Origin of the sequence: Desulfofundulus salinus (genome assembly GCF_003627965.1) — a bacterium.
Taxonomy (GTDB): Bacteria; Bacillota; Desulfotomaculia; order Desulfotomaculales; family Desulfovirgulaceae; genus Desulfofundulus; species Desulfofundulus salinus.
In genome coordinates this window covers 1,783,382-1,801,697 of sequence record NZ_RBWE01000001.1, presented here as the reverse complement: position 1 = coordinate 1,801,697, position 18,316 = coordinate 1,783,382, and the positions used below count along the sequence as shown (strand labels likewise).

Here is an 18,316-nt window from a genome sequence, read left to right as displayed (position 1 = left end):
TTTTTTATTAATAGGCATTGGGCTGCATCAATTTGTCAATGTGGGCCCGGAATTGTTTGAGGGATTCGGGATGCCGCATGACAAACAGGGACCCGCCCGCCTGAGCAAAGGCCACGGCAGTGATTACTTCCCACAGGATGGTCCGGCGCTCCTGGCTTCCCCATTCCGGAGTCTCCTCCGTGGTGCTCTTCGCTTCCTTGGTTTTCCAGACTTCCTGGCCCAGCAGGCAGATGACCGGCATGGCCATCATTTTATCGCCCGTAAGGGCACCGATGCGGGTCCGTTCCATGATGGAATAGGCGTATTCAATACCGTAACCCAGGGCGCCCACCGAGGGGTCAATGACAATGCGGTTGGCGGCCAGGTTCATTTCCGTAATTAATATGTTCAGCTGCTTTTCCAGGTTGATGTCCAGGGGGCTGGAAGCAATGATGTTGTGACCGTGCACCATGCAGGCAGCGGTAATAGTTTTGTAGTTCTCCTGCGTGGCACAACCCAGGAGGAAGTTCCGGCCGGACAGGGCCTCGGCCACTTTTTCCAGCACCTGGGCGTCTTTTTCTTCCACACCGCAGCCAAGGATGATCAAGGGCACGTTTACAGCGTCGGCCACCGCCTTGGCCACCTGGGCGCATTCCTCCGGGCTTGTGTTTTTATTATCCGGATGGGCACTGACCAGGGTCAGGCAGACCAGGTCCGCCCCGTATTCCACGCACTTTTTCGCCCACGCCACGGGGTCGTTTAATACACCGGCGTAGGCGCTGGTCAGAATTTCCGGCCAGCTGGTGGGTTCCATGTCCCAGACTTCCAGGGCCACCGCAGGCCGGTTGGGCATTTCTCCTTCGAAGTGCAGGAAGGGCAGGGTACTCTCGCCCCCGATTTTAACGATGTTCGGCTCGGTTCCTAAAACCACTTCTGCAACCTTGTTGGTCCATCTTTCTTTGGCTATGGTAACGGCCATGATAGACGCTCCTTTCTCTTTAGATAAGTAAGTGTATGAAATTAGAGGATGGCTGTTTTACGCATTATCTCCGTAACGGCAGCCACTACCAGGGAATCGTCGGGTAGCTCGACCAGTGGCTTGCCTTGCAGGTCATACTGGAAAACCTGCTCATCCCGCGGAACAGCGCCTATTAACTCCAGGCCGGTTTTCTGGATTTCGTCCTGCAGGGCTTCCACTGAGCCATCGGCGACTTTGGTTACCACCAGGTACATTTTTTTGATCTCCAGGGCCAGGGATTCTACCAGTTCTTTTACCCGGCCAGCCGAGCGGATACCCCGCGCGCTGGCGTCGCTGGTCACAAGGAGAATGTCCACATTCTGCGTGGTACGCCGGCTCAGATGTTCCAACCCCGCTTCGTTGTCCATTACCACATAGGCATAATTGTTACTCAATTCCTGCATGAAGCCCCGCACCAGATTATTGACGTAGCAATAACAACCCGGCCCTTCGGGACCTCCCATTACCAGGAGATCCACTTCATCTCCTTCGGCTAAAGACTGGTGCACCCGGAAGGCTACGTACTGGTCTTTGGTCATGCCTGCCGGTAGCGGTTCCAGGTTGTTGTTGATCCGGGCCATAACATCCGCGATGGTATCTTCCACCTCGATACCCAGTGCTTCGTGCAGGTTTGCATTGGCGTCGGCATCCACGGCCAGGATGGGCCCCTTACCTGCCTGGATCAGCTGTCTAATTAAAAGGGCGGCCAGCGTGGTCTTACCCGTTCCACCTTTACCGGCGATGGCGATGGTAAAGGCCATGAGTACCACTTCCCTTCTGGTGATTATTGTTCCGTTTGTTCAGGTCGGGTAGCAAGAGCGGTAACTTTTTACCAGGCAGTGCCCACACAGTGAAGCGCCCGACCAGCCACGGTTTACCGCCAGAGCCCGGCTAACCGGTCCGGGCTAGACATTCCAGCGTTGCTTCAGGAAGGAAGGAATGCCGGAAGATTCCCGCGGCCCCACCAGTACTTCCCAACCGGAGAGTTCCTGGAGCTTGCCGCTCAGCACGGCCACGCCCCCGGGGATGATTACCTTGCGATGGGATACCTTTTCGGCAATGCCGGAGTTTTTGAGCATCTCTGTAATCTTCTCGGGGGTGAACTTTCCGGCCGCCCACGCAGTCAGGACGGAAATGCCGTCGGTATCTACGGGGAGAATGTAACCCGGTACGCGGCTGGCTTCCACGTCTCCAGCCACACAGAAATAGGTAAGGGAAAAGTTGGTGGTGATGTAAACCGGGGAATCGGGACCGGGATTACCAATCTCGTAAATCTTGGATTCCACGGCGATTGGTTTTTGCGGGTCGGTGTAAATGTTCAGGCGCAAAGTGATTAGCGGCAAAATGTCTGCCGGATCGGCCGTTTGAAGCACCACAATTCCCGCATACTTACAAATGTACACTGCGGCGTCGGCCACGGCCTGGATGGGATCTTCGTTGGTAACAAAGGTAATGGTGGGGTAGCCAAAGGGACGGAAACGCTTCAAAGCCTGGCGGCGGATCTGGGTCTGGTCGGCCAGGACCTTATGGACTTCCCGGGCGCCCGAATCCAGAATCAGTTGTTTGTGACCCAGGGCCACTACCTTTTCCACTAACTCGGCCAGTCCATTGAGGTCGGCTCCTTTAACCACCATGGGGGCCTCATACTTCTTAGCCAGTGCGGTCATGCCTTCGTAGTTGGCAGGGGTAGCCCCGCAGAGCAGCGGCTTTTTGCTGCCCACTACCTCCAGGGCCTTTTCCATGGCCGACGTGTTTTCGGTGATCAGGATCAGGGGATATTCGGTGTTGGCTGCAGCTTCCTTTACTGCCGCGGCAAACTTTTCCGCATCACCGGAATCATTTATGACGGCTACCAGGTTCACACTGTGGAGCTGTCCGACCCGGTCAAAGACCAGCTTATTGATCTGGCCTACAAGGGAAGCAATTTCTTCTTTGGTGGCGGTATCGCTCACAGCGATGGCAATACCTGTGGGATGTTCAAAACGCTTGTCGTGACGGAAGAGTACGGTTTCGTTACCCAACTGCAGCTCCTTTTCCCCGGTGCCAATTTTGACTAGGGCTACCGGCGGAGCGGAAGCAGCGCCCAGGGCTTCCTTTGCTGCTTCGCTTACGTGGGGGCATTGCTCTAGACTGGCTTTGCCGGAAGCCATGGCCATGGCAAAGGCCAGACAGGTCGGATGACCACAATCCTTACAGTTGGTTTTCGGCAGTTGCTTAAAAATCTCTAAACCTGTTAAACCCATTCTCCTTATCTCCTTTCTCGTAACTTTAAGTAACACATATCCGGAGGACACCTGACAGACAGGTGTCCTCCAGAATATACACATTACCACATCCTAATTGGGTGCGCGATTAAAACTGCTTAAAGTAGCGGCGGCAGGGTGAGGGCCGGATGCCCCTTCTCCTCCAGGAAGGGCAGTATCTCTTCGCCGCTGGTGCCCACAGTTTCATCGGCAATCTTATCCACAAAGTCTCTGCCCAGCCCAGCCTCCTCCGCTGCTTCTTCCAGTTGCGGCCGCAGCTGTTCCTTTAAGGCCTTGGGCATCCACACCAGCCGGGCCAGGCCTCCGTCGGCCGGGACAAACTTGCGGGAAGCCAGGTATGACTTACCAATTCCCATGAACCCGGGCATCTGGGCACCGCCGCCAATGGTGCCAGCCATGGTGGAGAAGGTCATCCCCGAGGGAGTCATGCCACTGTGTTCCCGGTTGACCACCATGAAGCCGTTGCACTCCGGCACCATGGCCAGGATGCACTCGAAGCAGCCGCAGGAGGTCATGGGATATTCCATGATGGTGTAGAAATTGACCGCCTGAATGGTCCGCTGGGAGTTGGCGTAAACAAAGTCGTTGAAGGATTTCCACTGCCCCTTGACCGGGTCAATCAATCCCTCCTTTGGAATGGGCTGGTTGGATCCGTGAGGGTTAATTTCATAGGCGGCCTTGGCATCCAGCCAGCTCACGGCCCCACACAGACCCACCCGCTCGGGGGCAATCACGCATACGTGGGTAGGAGCGAAGGACTGGCACAGCGTGCAGGAGTAGAAGGTGTCCACGGTTTCATCCCGCAGCTGCTTTAAGCGATCGTCCCGTTTCTTATAGTATTGCCGGGCTATTTCCCGCATTTCCAGCACTTTTTGCTCATCTGTGTAAATGGTTACTTGCACCCGGTCCACGATGGACGGGAATTCCGCTTTGAATTTGGCGTAGAGGATATCGCCGATGTGTCGCAGGCGGAATCCCTTGGAGTAGGCGTCTTTACTGATGCGTACCCACATGATGTCCCTCTGGGCTACGTGCCACAAGCCTTCGCCGTAGTTAATGAAGTAGTGAATGCGCCGCTCCAGCACGGGTTCGAAGTCCTCCTGCATCTTGCGGCCGTAAATGTCCACCACAATGCCCAGCGGCATGGCACTGCCGGGCTCCACGGTATCAATGTCCGGACCGATGACTTCAATCTTACCGTCTTCAATTTCGTCCGGACCGACCATGCGCACCAGCTCAAAGCTGGGAGTTCTGGTGCCGCCGAATTCCACGTACATGTCTTTCTTACGGATGGACTCACCTTCGAAGGCCGGGCCAACAGTAATGGGTACGTCGATGTCAATGGCGGTAATCTTGATGCCCCGCACTTCCAGGCAGGTCTGAACGATTTTGTCATAGTCGGGTTCGGAGATAAACCAGTCTTTGATCTGTTTGTCTTCAGGCAGGGGCTGGTCGGTTATGACCGGGAAGCCCACGTTGATGGCTCCCAAGGCCGCGGCGGTTTTGACCATGTCGTGTTCGCCCAGGTAGAGGATGAAGGCCAGTACCCGGCGGCGCTGGTAATCCCGCTGGGCATCCCTCAAGCCCGGCTTAATGCCCCCGAACATCATGCCGGCCCGCAGGGCGTAGTTGGCCGCATGGACCACCTGGGTGAAGTTGCCCAGGGGATAGGCGATGTAGTCCACCCCCAGCTTGACGCCTTCCTCCAGCAGCTGCTCGATGATTTCATCGCATAAGAAGAGCATCAGGCCCTTGGCCATGAAGCTGTCCACGATCTTCTTGGCGGCTTTGCTATCTTTCGCCCGCCCGATGATTACCGCTTCGCCGGGGATGGTCCAGTCCACCATCTTGGTGCCGTACTGGCGCACCACCGGGTCGCCGATAAAGCCGGTCCAGGGTGGAACGTGCAGGGGGTTTTCCGGGGTATGTTTTAGGTAACGTATGGCTTCGATAATTTCCGCAGCATACCAGGTGGCCTCACCAGCCAGCCGGGCATTGGTAAAATCACGGAAGTCTTCTTTAAACTGGGCCCTGACCCGGTTCAAGACCGGAACCATATCGCCCAAGGTCTTGATTTCTTCGCCGCTTAAACAGCGAATGACCGGCAGGTAGTACGCCGTATCGGGATAGCCTACCGGGTGGTCCGGCCCGTAGGTGCGAATGGCCTGATTGAGCAGTATCTCGGCATAGCTTACCGCCGTGATGGCCCCTTCATAAGCTTCTTTGAAGAGCCGCTTGGGTTCTTTGCCCGGCTCGATCACACCTTCGAAGATCTGGTCAAAGTTAATTTGCTCGGACATGCTGGTTTCCTCCTTTCGTCCTGGCTCATTAATAGTTCTGGCACAGGGCGGTTTCAAAGTCCTCGGCCACTTTGCGGTGCACGTCCAGTTTCCAGGTACGATATTCTAAAGCGCTAAGCATCTTTTGGGCGGCCACGCTGGGATCCATTTCAAAGATGAAGTAACCGCCGTACACATCGCTGGCTACCTGGGTAAGGATGCTGTAAATGAGATCGCTACCTTCTACTGGCGGCATGGAGCCTACGTGTACCGGCACGCCCATGGCTACAAACCAGGAACCGATGGCCACTGCCTTGCCGCTCATGGCCTCGGGGGCGGAGGCGACGAAAGGCACCTTCGGGGTATCCACGCCCAGCGTGTTGGCCATGTCCATGAGCAGGTCGGAGGCCCGGGTGTTGTCTACGCAGGAACCCATGTGGAAGATGGGCGGCAGTGGCGTGCTCAGGTTGGCCTTTTCACTGATCCGGGCCAGGAATTTCTTCAGCCCTTCGCCGGCAAATTCCATAGCTTCGGGAGCCAGTAGCCCCAGCTTGGCACAGCCCTGGGCGGCACAACCGGTGGCTACGGTAAAGACATCGTTTTTAATCATTTCCTTGGCAATGGTGATATGGCTGTCGTCCTGGAACCGTTTCAGGTTGTTGCAGCCCGCCAGCAGAGCTACTCCTTTGAGCTCTCCACTTAAAATGGCGTCGGTGAGTGCTTTGACGGGGTTATCCGGCTCCACAGTCCGGAACAAATCGTAAAGGGCTTCCAAACTCCAGCCGGCAACCACTTTGTTCTTCACATTGGGAATGTGTACTTTATTGGCATCCCGTTGTTTGAAGGCGTCTATAGCTGTCCGGATGGCCTGCTTGGCGTTTTCTAAGGCCTTGGTGGTCTGGTAGTCGAGGTAATAGGAACCAGGTATTTTAGCAATGGGCGAAGTAGTGATGATCACTGTGTGGAAGCACTCGGCAACGGTGCGGATGGACGGCATGATGCACTGGACGTCCACAACCATGGCGTCGATGGCTCCGGTGGTAATGGCCAGTTCCTGGGAAGCAAAGGAAGTGACCAGGGGTACACCGTGACGCATGAGCACCTCGTTGCCGGTACAGCAGATGCCCATCAGGTTGATGCCCGCGGCTCCCGCGGTCCTGGCTTCATCTTCCATTTCCCTGGCGGCCTGGACAATAATGTCGGAGAGAATCGGGTTGTGGCCGTGGAGGACAATGTTTACCTTGGCCGGGTCAATTACTGCCATGTTGGCTTCACTGACTACCGGTTTGGGGGTGCCAAAGAGCACGTCGGAAAGGTCGGTACCCACGTGCATCCCTGTATAGTCGGCCAGCGCTACCCGCAGGGCGCTGAAGATAATGTTAACCGGGTCGTTATCCATGCCAATGTGTGCTTGGCTGACCAGTTCGGAAATGGTATTATAAACACCGCTGGGCATAATGTTATGGGTGCGGAATTTTTCCAGCCGTCCCGGGGTAATGGTAGTTTTTACCCAGGTGGACTCACCAAAGCCCTTTAACCGGCTGTAGTCGGCCAGGGCTGCTTCGGCCACTTCCTTGGCCAGGGTCCTGTCGTCCTTGCCATCTGTTTGGATACCAATGCGTTTGGCGATGCGGCGTAACTTGTCGGGATCCTTGACGCTATAGTCTGGAGCATGTCCCTCGGCGCATTCCAGGAGCGTATGGGCCATATGGCTGGCATGTTCGCTGTGGGATGCGGCACCGGTAAGGAGCATTAAGCCTACACTACGGGCTACAACTGTCCACACGGAAGCACCGCAAATTCCTTTGCTGGCGGGGCCTTCGTCTGCTTTGATCCGGCAGGGACCCATCATACAAAACCGGCAGCAAATTCCTTTGTAGCCAAATTGACATTGGGGTTGCTGTGCTACCGCCCGGTCAAAGGTGGTAATAACCCCCCTTTCCTTGGCTACATCGATCATTTCTAACACTGCCGGGTCTATAGACCTTTTTATTACCTTCGGATCAACAACCCGGGGGACATCCGAGGGCCGGCAGGTATGGCTGGGATCTCTAAACCTTGGCATTGCTTTAACCTCCTTAGCTAAAAAATTAGCTGGTTACGAGTTAAGTTTTAGCAATTATGTGTAGCTCCTGGGATTTATCCTCTTGCGGCTGGAATTCTCCCTTTCAACCAGTGGTTCTCTCTACTTACTTGAGTTTTTCCGGCATTCTGTATGGTTGGTGCCCGGGTCAATAAGCTTTACCCACCCTTTAGACAGGGATGGCAAATTAAGATAGTAAAATGCAACTCTTCTCCTCTCCCCGGCGCTTACCGATCACCCGCCTCTCCCAGTATTTTTTCGCGAACCTCCCTCATGCCTGCTAAAAGTTCTCCCCCTACATCTGAGTTCGGTTCCATAGCTTTTTCCCAGATTTCGTTGTTGAACTCGATGAAACCCAGTATCTCTTCCGGTGAAAAATTTTGTTCTATATACTCCTTTTCCCGCGGGGTGCGGATTTTATTGCCAATGATCCTTACTTTGCGGATTCCCAGGTCAGCAGCCAACCGCTTGACCAGGTGCGCGGTATTTATGCTGTTGCGGCTTGGTTCTACCACCACCAGCATCAGGTCTACCCCTTTAGCTGTTCCACGGGACAGGTGTTCGATGCCGGCCCCCATATCCATGATTACCACTTCATTGTTATCCAGAAGCAACGAAGAAATCACGGCGTTAAGGAAGGTATTTTCGCGGCAGTAACATTCCGAACCGCCTTTTTTAATCCCGCCCATGCGGATAAACTTGATGTTTTTATGCTGATAGCAATAATTGTCCAGCAAATCATTTACTTGCGGGTTAAGAGTATAAAAGGCACCGTCTCCGGTTTTGGCCCGGATGAGATCCCGCATTTCCACGAGGGGTTTTAACCCGGTGGCAACCTCTTCGGGTATCCCTATAGCGGCGGCCAGACAGGCGTCGGGATCGGCGTCAATGGCATAGACGGTTTGGTAGGTTTCCGCAAAGGACTTGACCAGTGCAGCAGCAATGGTGGTTTTACCGACACCGCCCTTTCCGGAGATGGCCAGCTTCATTGCGTTTCACCTCGGGCGTATTTCATAAATACTTTTTCCATCTACTGGGCTGTAGCTATAAGGTAACTGAATGTTTTTTCTACAAAACCGGGGATAATTCCTGCTTCATCTTTATATTTTTAAAATTTTGAAGTTACATTTTCGACGTGGCTATAAATTTTCCTGCTGACAAAAGAAAAATTTTGGACTCATGCAGCTTATATTTTATCGTTACCGGTATCCTGAGCTGGGGTCTCGTTTTGCTTCTGTGCCAGTTGCTCTTCCAGGCGGGCGACTCTGTTTTTCAGTTCCTCTATTTCCGCCCTGGTAACCAGGCCCAGATCCTCCCTTAGCTGGGAAATCTCCCGGCGCAGGGTTTTCGCAAGGTTGGCCTTTTCCTCCTCCCCTTTGGCAATTAGTTCCTGCAAAAAATTGCGTGCCTCTTCTTTGCTCATTTGTCCCCTTTCCGCCAGCTCATTGATCATTTTTTCTGCCTTTTCGGTGGTCAAAGCCAGGGCACCAATGCCGGCCAGGATTAACCTTTCGGCTGTTTTAAACATGTGGTCGACCTCCTTGAAAAGTTATTCGGTGATTATTACCAAGTATAACACGTGTGGGTAGTTATTTAGGGATAAATTTTTTGTAACTTTTTACTTCAATAGGTATATTAAAGACTTTGCCGGGAGATACTAGGAATACTCCGCTTTGGTGAGTTCTATCTCTCCCCGTCCAGCGCAAAGCTGGACTTTTTTTTGGCCCCGGCACCCTTGACGACGGCAGCAGGGGAGATTATAATTAAGTTTGTTATCGTTATAATTAGGCTTGTATCATTAGCGGGATGTGGCGCAGTTTGGTTAGCGCGCTTGCCTTGGGAGCAAGAGGCCGGGGGTTCAAATCCCTCCATCCCGACCAGGGCCATTAGCTCAACTGGTAGAGCAGGCGACTCTTAATCGTCAGGTTGGGGGTTCGAGTCCCTCATGGCCCACCAAGCATAAAAGCCAACGTAGTGAGGGTTTCAGCGACTAGAGCTGAAACCCACTTGTTTTTTAAATTTTTTAAAGGCCGGTTCAAATTGGGATAAAACAAAAGAAGGAGGCTCCCGGGAAGAGTTAACTTCCCTGCTGGCAGTTAGACACTGGGCCTGTTAACGCCAGAAATACGTGTTCTTTTTTTGTGTTCCGCTGCGTACCCCATATCCCATACCGGCCGGTATCCGGTGTTGGTGGAGCCTGGTATGCGGTACCGACGGACTACCCCCTGAATGCGTCTTCTGATCAAAATAAGCCCTCCTTTTAAGTTTTTTGTTAGTATTTTGTCTTGCCGTAATGTATTTTATTTTAAAAACTTTGAGAGGAATTTTTCCCGGGCTGTAGAAAGGGTATATACAATGTTTTGTTAAAGGGGGTTTTTCTTGGCAGAACCAAAGAAGTTTAAGTTTAACTACCAGATTAACCAGGAGCTTTGCATGTCCTGTGCGGCGTGTGAATTGGAATGTCGGGATGGCGGCATTTATATTGACGATACGGTACACTACAATATTAACCTGGACAACTGTACCCGCTGCGGTCGTTGTTACCGTGCCTGCCCGGCAGGGGCAATCAGCAGAGTGCCCAATCCTTAACGCATAAGGATTAGAAAAAGAGCTACAGACTACGGCGTCTGAAGCTCTTTCACTGTTGGTCGCTTGTGATATCCGCCAATGGTTGCTGAACGCGGGTGATTAACCTTTGACTACTCCCAGGGGCTGTAACCTGATCTTGATCTCCACCAGATCCTTTTGGTCTTCCATTACCTGATCAATATCTTTGTAGGCCTGGCGGCATTCTTCCGCCAGGTCCCCCTTTTTGGCCTTAAATAGCTCGACCCCCAGGGTCTGCATTTCTTTAATGACTTTTTCCACGGGTATGCGCCGGCGGGCTTCATTGCGACCCATTACCCGCCCTGCCCCATGGGAACAGCTGGCAAAACTTTCCCGGTTGGCCAGGCCGCGGCAGATGTAAGACGGGCTGCCCATGGACCCGGGTACGATTACGTCCCCTACCGCCCGCACGGCCCCCTTGCGGTGTACCATTACCTGTTGGCCAAAGTGCTTTTCTAAAGAGGCGTAATTATGATGCACGTCCAGTTCTTCGCCCCAGGCAAAATCGGGTAGCAGGGAATGGCAGATTTCCAGGATTACTCTCATCATATGGGCCCGGTTTTCCCGGGCAAATTCCAGGCAATACTGCATGGCTGCCAGGTAATTTTGTCCTTCCTGGGTACCTAAAGGCAAATAAGCCAGTTGCCATTCCCGGGGTACGGGGGAACCATACCTCTCATTTAAGTTTATGGCCAGGCGGTTATAATAATCGGCCACTTTTTTACCAAAGTTCCGGGAACCGGAATGCAGCATGATCCATACATAATCCTGGTCGTCCCTTTGGATTTCGATAAAGTGGTTTCCGCCGCCCAGCGTACCCAGCTGGTACCTGGCGTTTTCCAGTTCATCCCGGATTACCGGTACGTCTGGAGCGCGATGAAAAAGGGGGCTGCTTTGAGGTTTTTTATGATGGTTGAAGCCGGTGGGAATGGCCCGCTGGATCTGGTTTAGGATATCCCTTAAACGGGGCCGGACGGCTTCCACCGTCTGGTTGGTTCTTACTGCCTGCACCCCGCACCCCACGTCCACCCCTACGGCGTTAGGGATGATTACCCCTTCCGTGGCCAGCACTCCCCCGATAGGCATGCCGTAACCCTGGTGGACGTCGGGCATCAGGGCAATGTGATGGCGGGCATACGGGTGATTGGCCAGGTGCCGGGCCTGTTCCAGGGCGCCCTCTTCCACCTCCCGGGCCCAAATCTTAATGGGTAGCCTTTCGGTTGTGATAACCTTCATTGTCCTCACCTCGCCGGCGACAGAACATATTATAACATGGACTCCCATAAAAAGCCAGGAGGGTTTTTTGAGGATTTTTTAGGATAGAGTTTGTTTGATTGTACATACTTTAAGGGGAAATATTTTAGTCCGCGCCGGTAAAAGGCAATTGCTATAAGGAGGTTGTTAGCCGTGACCTGGTTGGACTTTTTGGACAACCGCCCCAACCCTGGCATCCAAAGGCAACAGATGTCCTTTCATGTTCGGGAAGCACAGAAAGCCGCCTATGAAATAGGAGTAATGCTCAGCCAGTTGGCTGCATCCCAGCCGCACCTGTCCCAGCAGTTTAGCCAATTGCAACAATTAAACGCCCGGGTGGGGGATCTGCTCCAGCAGGTGCAGCAACAACTGGATCCACCCCGGTCTTAGTCGGATTTACGAAAAAATAGCGGACAAAGTCTTGCTGCTTGGGCGGACGACAGAGGCGAGGGCCAGCTAAAAATCCGGCGTAGCTGAAATGGACTGGCGGGTGCCGCGAAATGCCTGGTATGCGCTTGACCCGGGGCTAAAAGCCCGGGACTGAGCGGTACGGCCGACTACTGCAATTTTTGCTATTGCATCTTCATTGAAAAATAAAAGGCTTTGGGTATTATCCCCAAAGCCTTTCCCCATTTTCACAGTAATTGCTAACCACTGATTTTACCGCGATAGTCCGGGAGTAAAATCGGGGCGACCTTCTGGCCAAGACCTTCTTTCCGCAGTTCCTCATGGTAGCGTTTGACGTGATCGAGGGTAAGCCTGCCTAATTTTACGCTTTTTGCCCTTTCGGCGGCATTCATACCGGCCCGGCGGCCAAACACGATGATATCCAGCAGGGAGTTGCCCATAAGCCGGTTGCGCCCGTGTACTCCCCCGGATGCTTCGCCGGCCACGTAGAGATTGGGGATGCTTGTTTCGGCCCGGTCGTTAATCAAAATGCCGCCATTTTGGTAGTGAAGAGTTGGGTAAACCAGGATGGGTTGTTCGGCCATATTTATATTGAAACGTTTATACTGGCGAAACATGGCCGGCAGCTCTTTTTCCACCGTGCCCTTGCCGTGGATGATATCGATCATGGGGGAATCAAGCCACACGCCATGCATGCCGCTGGGCGTGGTTATTCCTTTCTTCCGTTCTTTACATTCCCGGATGATTGCCGATGAAACCGCATCCCTGGTTTCCAACGGGTAGACAAATTGCTCACCTTCCGCGTTAACCAGCTGGGCGCCGAGACCCCGCACCTTTTCGGTTACCAGTTGCCCGACGATTTGTTCGGGAAAGGCCACGCCCGTCGGGTGGAACTGGGTGGCGTCAAGATAAATTAACTTTGCCCCTGCCCGGTAAGCCATGACAATGCCGTCCGCCGTGGCACCGTAGTGGTTGGTGGTGGGGAAACCGCCAATGTGCAGGCGGCCGGAACCGCCGGTGGCAATAATCACTGTTTTTGCCCTTACCACCAGGTACTGTTCGGTTTCTAGATTGTACAGTACAGCTCCGGCACACTGCCCGTATTCATCAATAATTAGCTCCACGGCCGGGGAAAATTCAATAACGGGAATACCCCGGTTACGCGCCTCATCCCGCAGGGTGCGCATAATCTCCGCGCCTGAATAGTCATGGGCAAAGTGCATGCGTTTGCGGGAGGTGCCCCCGCCATGAATGGTATGCATGGTGCCGTCGGGGAATTTGCTGAACATGCAGCCCAGGCTTTCCAACCACTGGATGCACAGAGGTGCGTCTTTTACTAAAGCGGCGACCAGTTCGGGGATATTATAATAACCTCCGCCGCCCATCACGTCAAGGTAGTGGATGGCCGGGGAGTCGTTTTCTTTGTCTGCTGCCTGGATGCCTCCTTCAGCCATCATGGTGTTGGCATCGCCGTGGCGCAACTTGGTAGCGATCAGTACGCTGGCTCCCGCTTCGTGGGCTAAAAGCGCTGCCGATGTACCGGCTCCGCCACCGCCAATAACCAGGACATCCACGTCGAAATCTATGTTGTCCAGGGAAAAAGTATCGGGATCAAGCATGCTGCGGCTTTCCAGCAGGTCGGCATGTTCGTGGGTAAATTTATCGCCTTTGTTGGGGCCTACCTTTACCGGTCTGGTGGCTTCGGGCATATAGTCCGGATGGTAGGAACGCAAAAGATTTTCTTTCTCTTCCGGTTTCAGACGGGGGAAAGTTTCCTTTAAACGCCGTTCCCTGGTCTGTTCCACGAGTTTAATAGCTTCCAGCATTTCCTGAGTATACATATTATTTCACCTTCCTTAGGGTTCAATATCCCGGGCGTTATATAGCTTTTGTAATTCCTCTTTATCCATCTTCATCAGCCTGTCCAGTTCTTCATCAAACTTTCCGGCCTTAATTTCTTCTACCCGTTTGGCCAGGTGTTGGGCCGGTGGGGCAATATGGCGGCCATAAAGCCGGCGAGCCAGAATGGCCACATTATACTGTACGATTTCAGCGGGACAGCGGGAAGCACATAAACCGCACATAATGCAGTCGAAGGATAAGTTGGCCACTTTGGTGATGTCTCCCCGCTGGGCCGCGGCGATATAGTCCATTACCGATAGTTCCTGGGGACAGATCCTGGTACACTGGTTGCAACCAAGGCAGCGGGTCAATTCGGGGTAATGCCGCAGCAATGTGGCCAGGGTAGGAGTGAGTTCCTCAAGGTTATAGGTGGCTTTATTGGCCGGGTAAAAGGGGATCTGGGTCAAATACATGTTGTCTTCCACCATGGTTTGACAGGCCAGGCCTACTTTCAGCCTGAAATCCCCCGGTTTGCGGTAAACTGTACCACAGGCACCGCAAAAACCTCCCCGGCAGCCGCAGCCCCGGATAAAACGGTAACCGGCGTATTCCATGGCTTTCATAATCGTCAGGCCATAGGGTACCTTATAATGTTTACCCATAATGTATATGTTTACCATTTCTCTTTCTTCGACCATAACTCTTTCCTCCTTCAAGGCAAATCTACGCTCCCACCAGTAAAGGTCTGGGATCTACATAGTGCTGATCCAGCCCAAGGCTTTCCTGGGGAAGTTCCAGAGCTAAACCCAAAAGCTGGGTAAAATACAAAACGGGGATTTTTTGAAAACCGGCGTTCTCCTGCAGGATTTTTTCCTGCAACCAGTCCAGGTTAAACTGGCAAAGAGGACAACTGGTGATAATTGCTTCCGCTCCCTTGGCAGTGGCAGAGTTGAGTATATCCTCTACCCTTTGCATCACCAAAGCGTTATCATGCAGTACCTGATAGGATCCGCAACAGGTTGTCTTGTTGGGGTATTCTACCACCTCCGCACCCAGGGCGCTAACCAGTTCTTCCATGATGGTAGGATTTTCCGGATCGTCGAAATTCATTTCCGAAGCCGGCCGGACAAGCATACAACCATAATAACAGGCTACTTTAAGGCCCTTCAGGCTCCTTGCTGCTTTGTCCCTTATCACATTAAACCCCACGTCTTCCTTGCAGATTTCCAGTGGGTGGACGGGTTCAATTTCCCCGGTGTAATTTTCTTCTAAATAATCATTTAGTTTTGTTCTGGCCTCAAGATTGTTTTTTATAACATAATTGACCCTTTTTAGTACGTGATAACAGAAGGAGCAAACCGTAACGAGCTTGCCCCCTTCTTCTTTGGCCGCATTGGCTAAAATGCGTGCCGCCGCGACCATGCCGATGTAATTGTCCTGGGCCAGGGGAAATACCGTGCCGCAGCAGGTCCATTGAGGCAGTTCAGTTAATTCGATGCCTAAAGCGGCCAGGGAGCCCCGGGTAGAATAATCCAGCCCCTTTGCTTTGCTGTGTAGAGTGCATCCTGGAAAATATGGGATCCTCATCCTTATCCCCCCTTTTTACGCGCTTAACTTGCGAAAACCACTGGTTAAAGCCATCTGAGGAACCTGAGTGAGCAATTCTAACGGAATTTTTTCGGCAACTAGTACTTCCCTGCCCTGGCGCAGGTTAATTACCCGCAGAGCTTCCATTAACCGGGCAATATCTATACCCCGGGGGCAGCGGGCGGTGCAAATTAAACAAGTGCTGCATATCCAGATGGACTTAAAGTTCAATGCTTTGGCGTTTCCCAGTTGAATCATGCGCATGACCTGGCGGGGTAGAAAATCCATAAACTCTCTGCCCGTACATCCTGCGCTGCAGGTCCCGCATTGCATGCAGAGATTGGGATTTTGCCCGCTTATCTCTTTGATACGCTCAACTAGCTCCCGGCTAATTTTGCTTGAGAGAACCATAGCCATTTTGCATCTGACTCCTTTAATACAATTTCTTTTTTATCCCACCTTTACTGCTTCCTGGACCTTCCCCTTCCCTCCCACCCTTTCCGAACGGCATTATTGCCAGGAATTACATCTTTCCTGTTTTGCTTCTTCTGGGGTTACTTGCAATTTCCTTGCTAGATGATCCGATGCTTGTTCTTTGAGACTCCCGGGGGTGAGTATAATTATTCTTAATAATTGCAGTAATTCAGCATTATAGCTACAATTCCTGCCTAAAAATAAAAAAATTAAAATTATCTGCCCCTTCTAACTTTTATAATTTAACAATAGTTATTAGAAAAAGCTTCCGCATAGCTAAGACCCTGGTTTTCAGTAACATCTGGAATAATGAAATAACGGTGTAATCTTGGCCCCCCTGGGATTAGCATTATTTTGTGCAAAAGAGGACCCTTTGTTAGCGAGGATAACAGCTCTCTGCACTTTGCAGTACTCGCGGAGGTAGTGCGCCCCGGCTATGGGGTGCGCATGGACCAGCCTGCAGTTCTCTTCGTCCAGCACCCTCTTGTCCACCAGGCAGGACGGCCAGCTTATCTTGCCGCAGTCGTGGGAGAAGGCCGCCTGGGCGAGACATGTGCCCTCGAAGTAGTTCGAAACTTCTTCCACCGCGTGGGGAAGCACCAACCTGTCGTCCACCAGCACCCGCAGGCCCTGCACCGCAGGAGAGAAAGCGCCTCAAAAGCGGGCACGTCCTCAAGCAGCTTACGACCGGAATCGCCAAAGACCGTCTTACCTGCTAGGGTACTCGATATCAATATGAATATCCACTTTCCCCCTGGCCTCTCTTAAGAGAAGTTCTCCTTCCCTTGTGAGATCATAATAGGTGTGATTCCGGTGCTTAACGCTTTTCCGTCTGCGGTGGTAATATTTAACTATTCTTCCTTCTACTCGCTTAATTAGTCCTCTGGCTGCCAACCTTCGGAGTCGCTCTATGCTTTCTTCCAGGGATAAACCCAGCCGTATCGCCAGAAGTTTTGCATATTCCGGCCCCAGCTTTTTGAGGTAGGCAAGGATTTTTAAATCAAGAAGTTCCTCCTGCTCATTTTTGGTACACATACTCTCCTCCCCTCCTCCGTGAATTAGGTCATACCCCTGGTTGTCTAAATACCGAACAACTCTTCAGCATTGTACCTCGCAATCCGAGCAATGATTTCCGGAGGAGCCCCGTTCAGTTCCAGATACCGCACAGCCTTTGGAACGCTCAGGGGATCGTTGGGTTTGAGATTGCTGTAATCGCTGTTCAGAACACCTCGTTGGAAACGTTCCAGGTGGTTCAGCAATAGATGGGGAGTAAGCCCTTTCTGGCGAATAGTGAGCCCGGGAATGGCCCCGAAGTCCTCGATTAGGTCAATAATGTCCAAATCAGCGTGGTCGATGATCACTTTTCCGGGTTCCATCCCGACGGCGGCGGCAATTTCAATCGTCTTATTGGTTATTTCCACCCTGTCCTGTGGCGGGGTATGAATGATTACCGGCACCCTGTATTCCTTGGCTACTTTCAATTGCTCCCTGAGGACGTCCTGCTCTCGTCGACTCCCCTCATGCAGGCCGATTTCTCCTAAACCAATGACATCACTCATCTTCAGGTAGTTTGGAAGGGCGTCGATCACCCTGGGCCAGTCTACCGGTGTCCCCATGGGGTGAATGCCGACAGCGACGAAAAGCCTGATGCCATTTTGGGCAGCATTTTTCACCGAAAGGGTTAACATTTGGTGGAAATGATCGAAGAGTGTTTCCGCATGTTTGGCCCCGAAAAAGTAAGCGTAAAATAAACCCCACCTTGCAATCAGGTGGGGACATAATCTGGCTTATTTATTAACCCTGCACACAGGGGGCAGCGAATCGGACCAGGGGAGTAACTGATCCAGGGCGTTACTGTCTTTAGGGTCCAGGTTGGGAAGTTTTTCAAAAAGATAGCTGAGGTACTGGAAAGGATTCAACCCATTCTCCTTTGCCGTTTCTATGATGCTGTAAGTAATAGCGCTGGCCCGGGCGATGAATGAGATAAGTAATGTGTCTGAGTGACATTTTCACTGACGAATTTCACTGACAAAGTCACTGACGCTTGACAATCAGTTTATCTTATGTGTGTTATATGTGCCCTAATATAACCGTAATATAGCTATAATATATAAAAGTATCATGAGGAATGGTGAAAAACAAAAAAACTTCCAGAGAAAACCTCTGGAAGCCTTGATTTAACTGAGCTTGGTGCGGCAGAAGGGACTTGAACCCCCACGGGCGTACGCCCACAAGAACCTGAATCTTGCGCGTCTGCCAATTCCGCCACTGCCGCACGTCTTACTGACAACTGCTATTATAACATATTCCGGGATACCTGACAAGGGGGTAATTTTCATTCATCTATTAAGGCAACATTTTTTGTTCACGTTGTTCATCTCTTGGCCTTTCAGCAATTACTAATATACGAGAAACACTGGCAGCTGTCAAGATTTTTAAAGTTAGAGCTATTTGCGTTGTAAACATTTTTGCCCTCTGGGAGGCTAACGCCCATACCAGACATGGACGTTTTCCAAGGCAT

17 protein-coding genes, 3 tRNA genes and 1 pseudogene are annotated in these 18,316 nt (G+C 52.2%); 4 read left to right on the top strand and 17 right to left on the bottom strand.

Translation table 11 applies throughout. The features are described from left to right. Window positions 1-7 precede the first annotated feature (7 nt). The 7 genes from D7024_RS09190 to D7024_RS09160 all read right to left on the bottom strand — a co-directional run bounded on the left by D7024_RS09190 (window position 8) and on the right by D7024_RS09160 (window position 9,151). On the bottom strand, window positions 8-958 hold the full coding sequence (locus D7024_RS09190; protein ID WP_121451523.1) for an acetyl-CoA decarbonylase/synthase complex subunit delta: 951 nt from the start codon (window positions 956-958) through the stop codon (window positions 8-10). 41 nt (window positions 959-999) lie between these two features. Then, on the bottom strand, window positions 1,000-1,758 hold the full coding sequence (locus D7024_RS09185; RefSeq protein WP_121451522.1) for an ATP-binding protein: 759 nt from the start codon (window positions 1,756-1,758) through the stop codon (window positions 1,000-1,002). 144 nt (window positions 1,759-1,902) lie between these two features. Next, window positions 1,903-3,240, bottom strand: coding sequence for an acetyl-CoA decarbonylase/synthase complex subunit gamma (gene acsC, locus D7024_RS09180; RefSeq protein WP_121451521.1), 1,338 nt, complete (start codon window positions 3,238-3,240; stop codon window positions 1,903-1,905). A gap of 119 nt (window positions 3,241-3,359) precedes the next feature. After that, window positions 3,360-5,561, bottom strand: a complete 2,202-nt coding sequence (acsB, locus tag D7024_RS09175) for an acetyl-CoA decarbonylase/synthase complex subunit alpha/beta (RefSeq protein ID WP_121451520.1) — start codon at window positions 5,559-5,561, stop codon at window positions 3,360-3,362. Window positions 5,562-5,589: 28 nt separating this feature from the next. Continuing rightward, entirely contained in the window at window positions 5,590-7,605 is a 2,016-nt protein-coding gene (gene cooS, locus D7024_RS09170; RefSeq protein WP_121451519.1) for an anaerobic carbon-monoxide dehydrogenase catalytic subunit, read from the bottom strand. 245 nt (window positions 7,606-7,850) lie between these two features. Further along, window positions 7,851-8,612 (bottom strand): ATP-binding protein, encoded by a 762-nt coding sequence (locus D7024_RS09165; RefSeq protein WP_121451518.1) that lies wholly within the window; start codon window positions 8,610-8,612, stop codon window positions 7,851-7,853. 197 nt (window positions 8,613-8,809) lie between these two features. After that, a complete protein-coding gene (locus D7024_RS09160) occupies window positions 8,810-9,151 on the bottom strand; it encodes a phasin family protein (RefSeq protein ID WP_121451517.1) in 342 nt (113 codons plus the stop codon). Between the two features lie 274 nt (window positions 9,152-9,425). Between D7024_RS09160 and D7024_RS09155 the strand changes: the two genes are divergently transcribed. The 3 genes from D7024_RS09155 (at window position 9,426) to D7024_RS09145 (ending at window position 10,212) form a co-directional block, all read left to right on the top strand. Then, window positions 9,426-9,503 (top strand) — tRNA-Pro (locus D7024_RS09155). Further along, window positions 9,504-9,579 (top strand) — tRNA-Lys (locus D7024_RS09150). Between the two features lie 423 nt (window positions 9,580-10,002). Further along, the gene (locus tag D7024_RS09145; RefSeq protein WP_207666915.1) at window positions 10,003-10,212 is read left to right on the top strand and encodes a 4Fe-4S binding protein; all 210 of its coding nucleotides are present in this window, start codon (window positions 10,003-10,005) and stop codon (window positions 10,210-10,212) included. Window positions 10,213-10,311: 99 nt separating this feature from the next. Here the strand turns inward: D7024_RS09145 and D7024_RS09140 are convergent, their stop codons facing one another. Beyond that, window positions 10,312-11,466, bottom strand: a complete 1,155-nt coding sequence (locus D7024_RS09140; protein ID WP_121451516.1) for an RtcB family protein — start codon at window positions 11,464-11,466, stop codon at window positions 10,312-10,314. 171 nt (window positions 11,467-11,637) lie between these two features. Here D7024_RS09140 and D7024_RS09135 point away from each other — a divergent pair, with 171 nt between their 5' ends. Then, window positions 11,638-11,874 carry a hypothetical protein gene (locus D7024_RS09135; RefSeq protein WP_121451515.1) on the top strand — a complete coding sequence of 79 codons (237 nt, stop codon included), beginning with the start codon at window positions 11,638-11,640 and terminating at the stop codon, window positions 11,872-11,874. A 257-nt stretch (window positions 11,875-12,131) separates the two neighbouring features. Here the strand turns inward: D7024_RS09135 and D7024_RS09130 are convergent, their stop codons facing one another. From D7024_RS09130 to D7024_RS09090, 9 genes and pseudogenes are all read right to left on the bottom strand, one after another. Next, a complete protein-coding gene (locus D7024_RS09130; RefSeq protein ID WP_121451514.1) occupies window positions 12,132-13,733 on the bottom strand; it encodes an FAD-binding protein in 1,602 nt (533 codons plus the stop codon). Window positions 13,734-13,748: 15 nt separating this feature from the next. Then, on the bottom strand, window positions 13,749-14,432 hold the full coding sequence (locus D7024_RS09125) for a 4Fe-4S dicluster domain-containing protein (protein WP_121451513.1): 684 nt from the start codon (window positions 14,430-14,432) through the stop codon (window positions 13,749-13,751). Between the two features lie 25 nt (window positions 14,433-14,457). Then, complete coding sequence (locus D7024_RS09120) at window positions 14,458-15,321, bottom strand: CoB--CoM heterodisulfide reductase iron-sulfur subunit B family protein (protein WP_121451512.1); 864 nt, start codon at window positions 15,319-15,321, stop codon at window positions 14,458-14,460. Window positions 15,322-15,336: 15 nt separating this feature from the next. Further along, window positions 15,337-15,738 (bottom strand): 4Fe-4S dicluster domain-containing protein, encoded by a 402-nt coding sequence (locus D7024_RS09115; protein WP_121451511.1) that lies wholly within the window; start codon window positions 15,736-15,738, stop codon window positions 15,337-15,339. A 348-nt stretch (window positions 15,739-16,086) separates the two neighbouring features. Next, window positions 16,087-16,431, bottom strand: coding sequence for a hypothetical protein (locus tag D7024_RS09110; RefSeq protein WP_121451510.1), 345 nt, complete (start codon window positions 16,429-16,431; stop codon window positions 16,087-16,089). Window positions 16,432-16,503: 72 nt separating this feature from the next. Beyond that, a complete protein-coding gene (locus D7024_RS09105) occupies window positions 16,504-16,830 on the bottom strand; it encodes a DUF2250 domain-containing protein (RefSeq protein WP_121451509.1) in 327 nt (108 codons plus the stop codon). A 44-nt stretch (window positions 16,831-16,874) separates the two neighbouring features. Then, the gene (locus D7024_RS09100; RefSeq protein WP_243113739.1) at window positions 16,875-17,483 is read right to left on the bottom strand and encodes a TatD family hydrolase; all 609 of its coding nucleotides are present in this window, start codon (window positions 17,481-17,483) and stop codon (window positions 16,875-16,877) included. Window positions 17,484-17,582: 99 nt separating this feature from the next. Then, window positions 17,583-17,768 (bottom strand): annotated as a pseudogene (locus D7024_RS09095) (transposase domain-containing protein); the annotation flags it as partial. 215 nt (window positions 17,769-17,983) lie between these two features. Further along, a tRNA-Leu gene (locus D7024_RS09090) sits at window positions 17,984-18,070 on the bottom strand. Window positions 18,071-18,316: the final 246 nt, after the last annotated feature.

What these genes read in the sequence shown, in the direction of transcription:
- D7024_RS09115 (WP_121451511.1), bottom strand. Translation starts at nt 15,738, where the DNA reads ATGGCTATGGTTCTCTCAAGCAAAATTAGCCGGGAGCTAGTTGAGCGT.
- acsC (WP_121451521.1), bottom strand. Translation starts at nt 3,240, where the DNA reads ATGGGTTTAACAGGTTTAGAGATTTTTAAGCAACTGCCGAAAACCAAC.
- D7024_RS09105 (WP_121451509.1), bottom strand. Translation starts at nt 16,830, where the DNA reads ATGTGTACCAAAAATGAGCAGGAGGAACTTCTTGATTTAAAAATCCTT.
- D7024_RS09185 (WP_121451522.1), bottom strand. Translation starts at nt 1,758, where the DNA reads ATGGCCTTTACCATCGCCATCGCCGGTAAAGGTGGAACGGGTAAGACC.
- D7024_RS09100 (WP_243113739.1), bottom strand. Translation starts at nt 17,483, where the DNA reads ATGTTAACCCTTTCGGTGAAAAATGCTGCCCAAAATGGCATCAGGCTT.
- acsB (WP_121451520.1), bottom strand. Translation starts at nt 5,561, where the DNA reads ATGTCCGAGCAAATTAACTTTGACCAGATCTTCGAAGGTGTGATCGAG.
- cooS (WP_121451519.1), bottom strand. Translation starts at nt 7,605, where the DNA reads ATGCCAAGGTTTAGAGATCCCAGCCATACCTGCCGGCCCTCGGATGTC.
- D7024_RS09130 (WP_121451514.1), bottom strand. Translation starts at nt 13,733, where the DNA reads ATGTATACTCAGGAAATGCTGGAAGCTATTAAACTCGTGGAACAGACC.
- D7024_RS09165 (WP_121451518.1), bottom strand. Translation starts at nt 8,612, where the DNA reads ATGAAGCTGGCCATCTCCGGAAAGGGCGGTGTCGGTAAAACCACCATT.
- D7024_RS09190 (WP_121451523.1), bottom strand. Translation starts at nt 958, where the DNA reads ATGGCCGTTACCATAGCCAAAGAAAGATGGACCAACAAGGTTGCAGAA.
- D7024_RS09120 (WP_121451512.1), bottom strand. Translation starts at nt 15,321, where the DNA reads ATGAGGATCCCATATTTTCCAGGATGCACTCTACACAGCAAAGCAAAG.
- D7024_RS09125 (WP_121451513.1), bottom strand. Translation starts at nt 14,432, where the DNA reads ATGGTCGAAGAAAGAGAAATGGTAAACATATACATTATGGGTAAACAT.
- D7024_RS09160 (WP_121451517.1), bottom strand. Translation starts at nt 9,151, where the DNA reads ATGTTTAAAACAGCCGAAAGGTTAATCCTGGCCGGCATTGGTGCCCTG.
- D7024_RS09140 (WP_121451516.1), bottom strand. Translation starts at nt 11,466, where the DNA reads ATGAAGGTTATCACAACCGAAAGGCTACCCATTAAGATTTGGGCCCGG.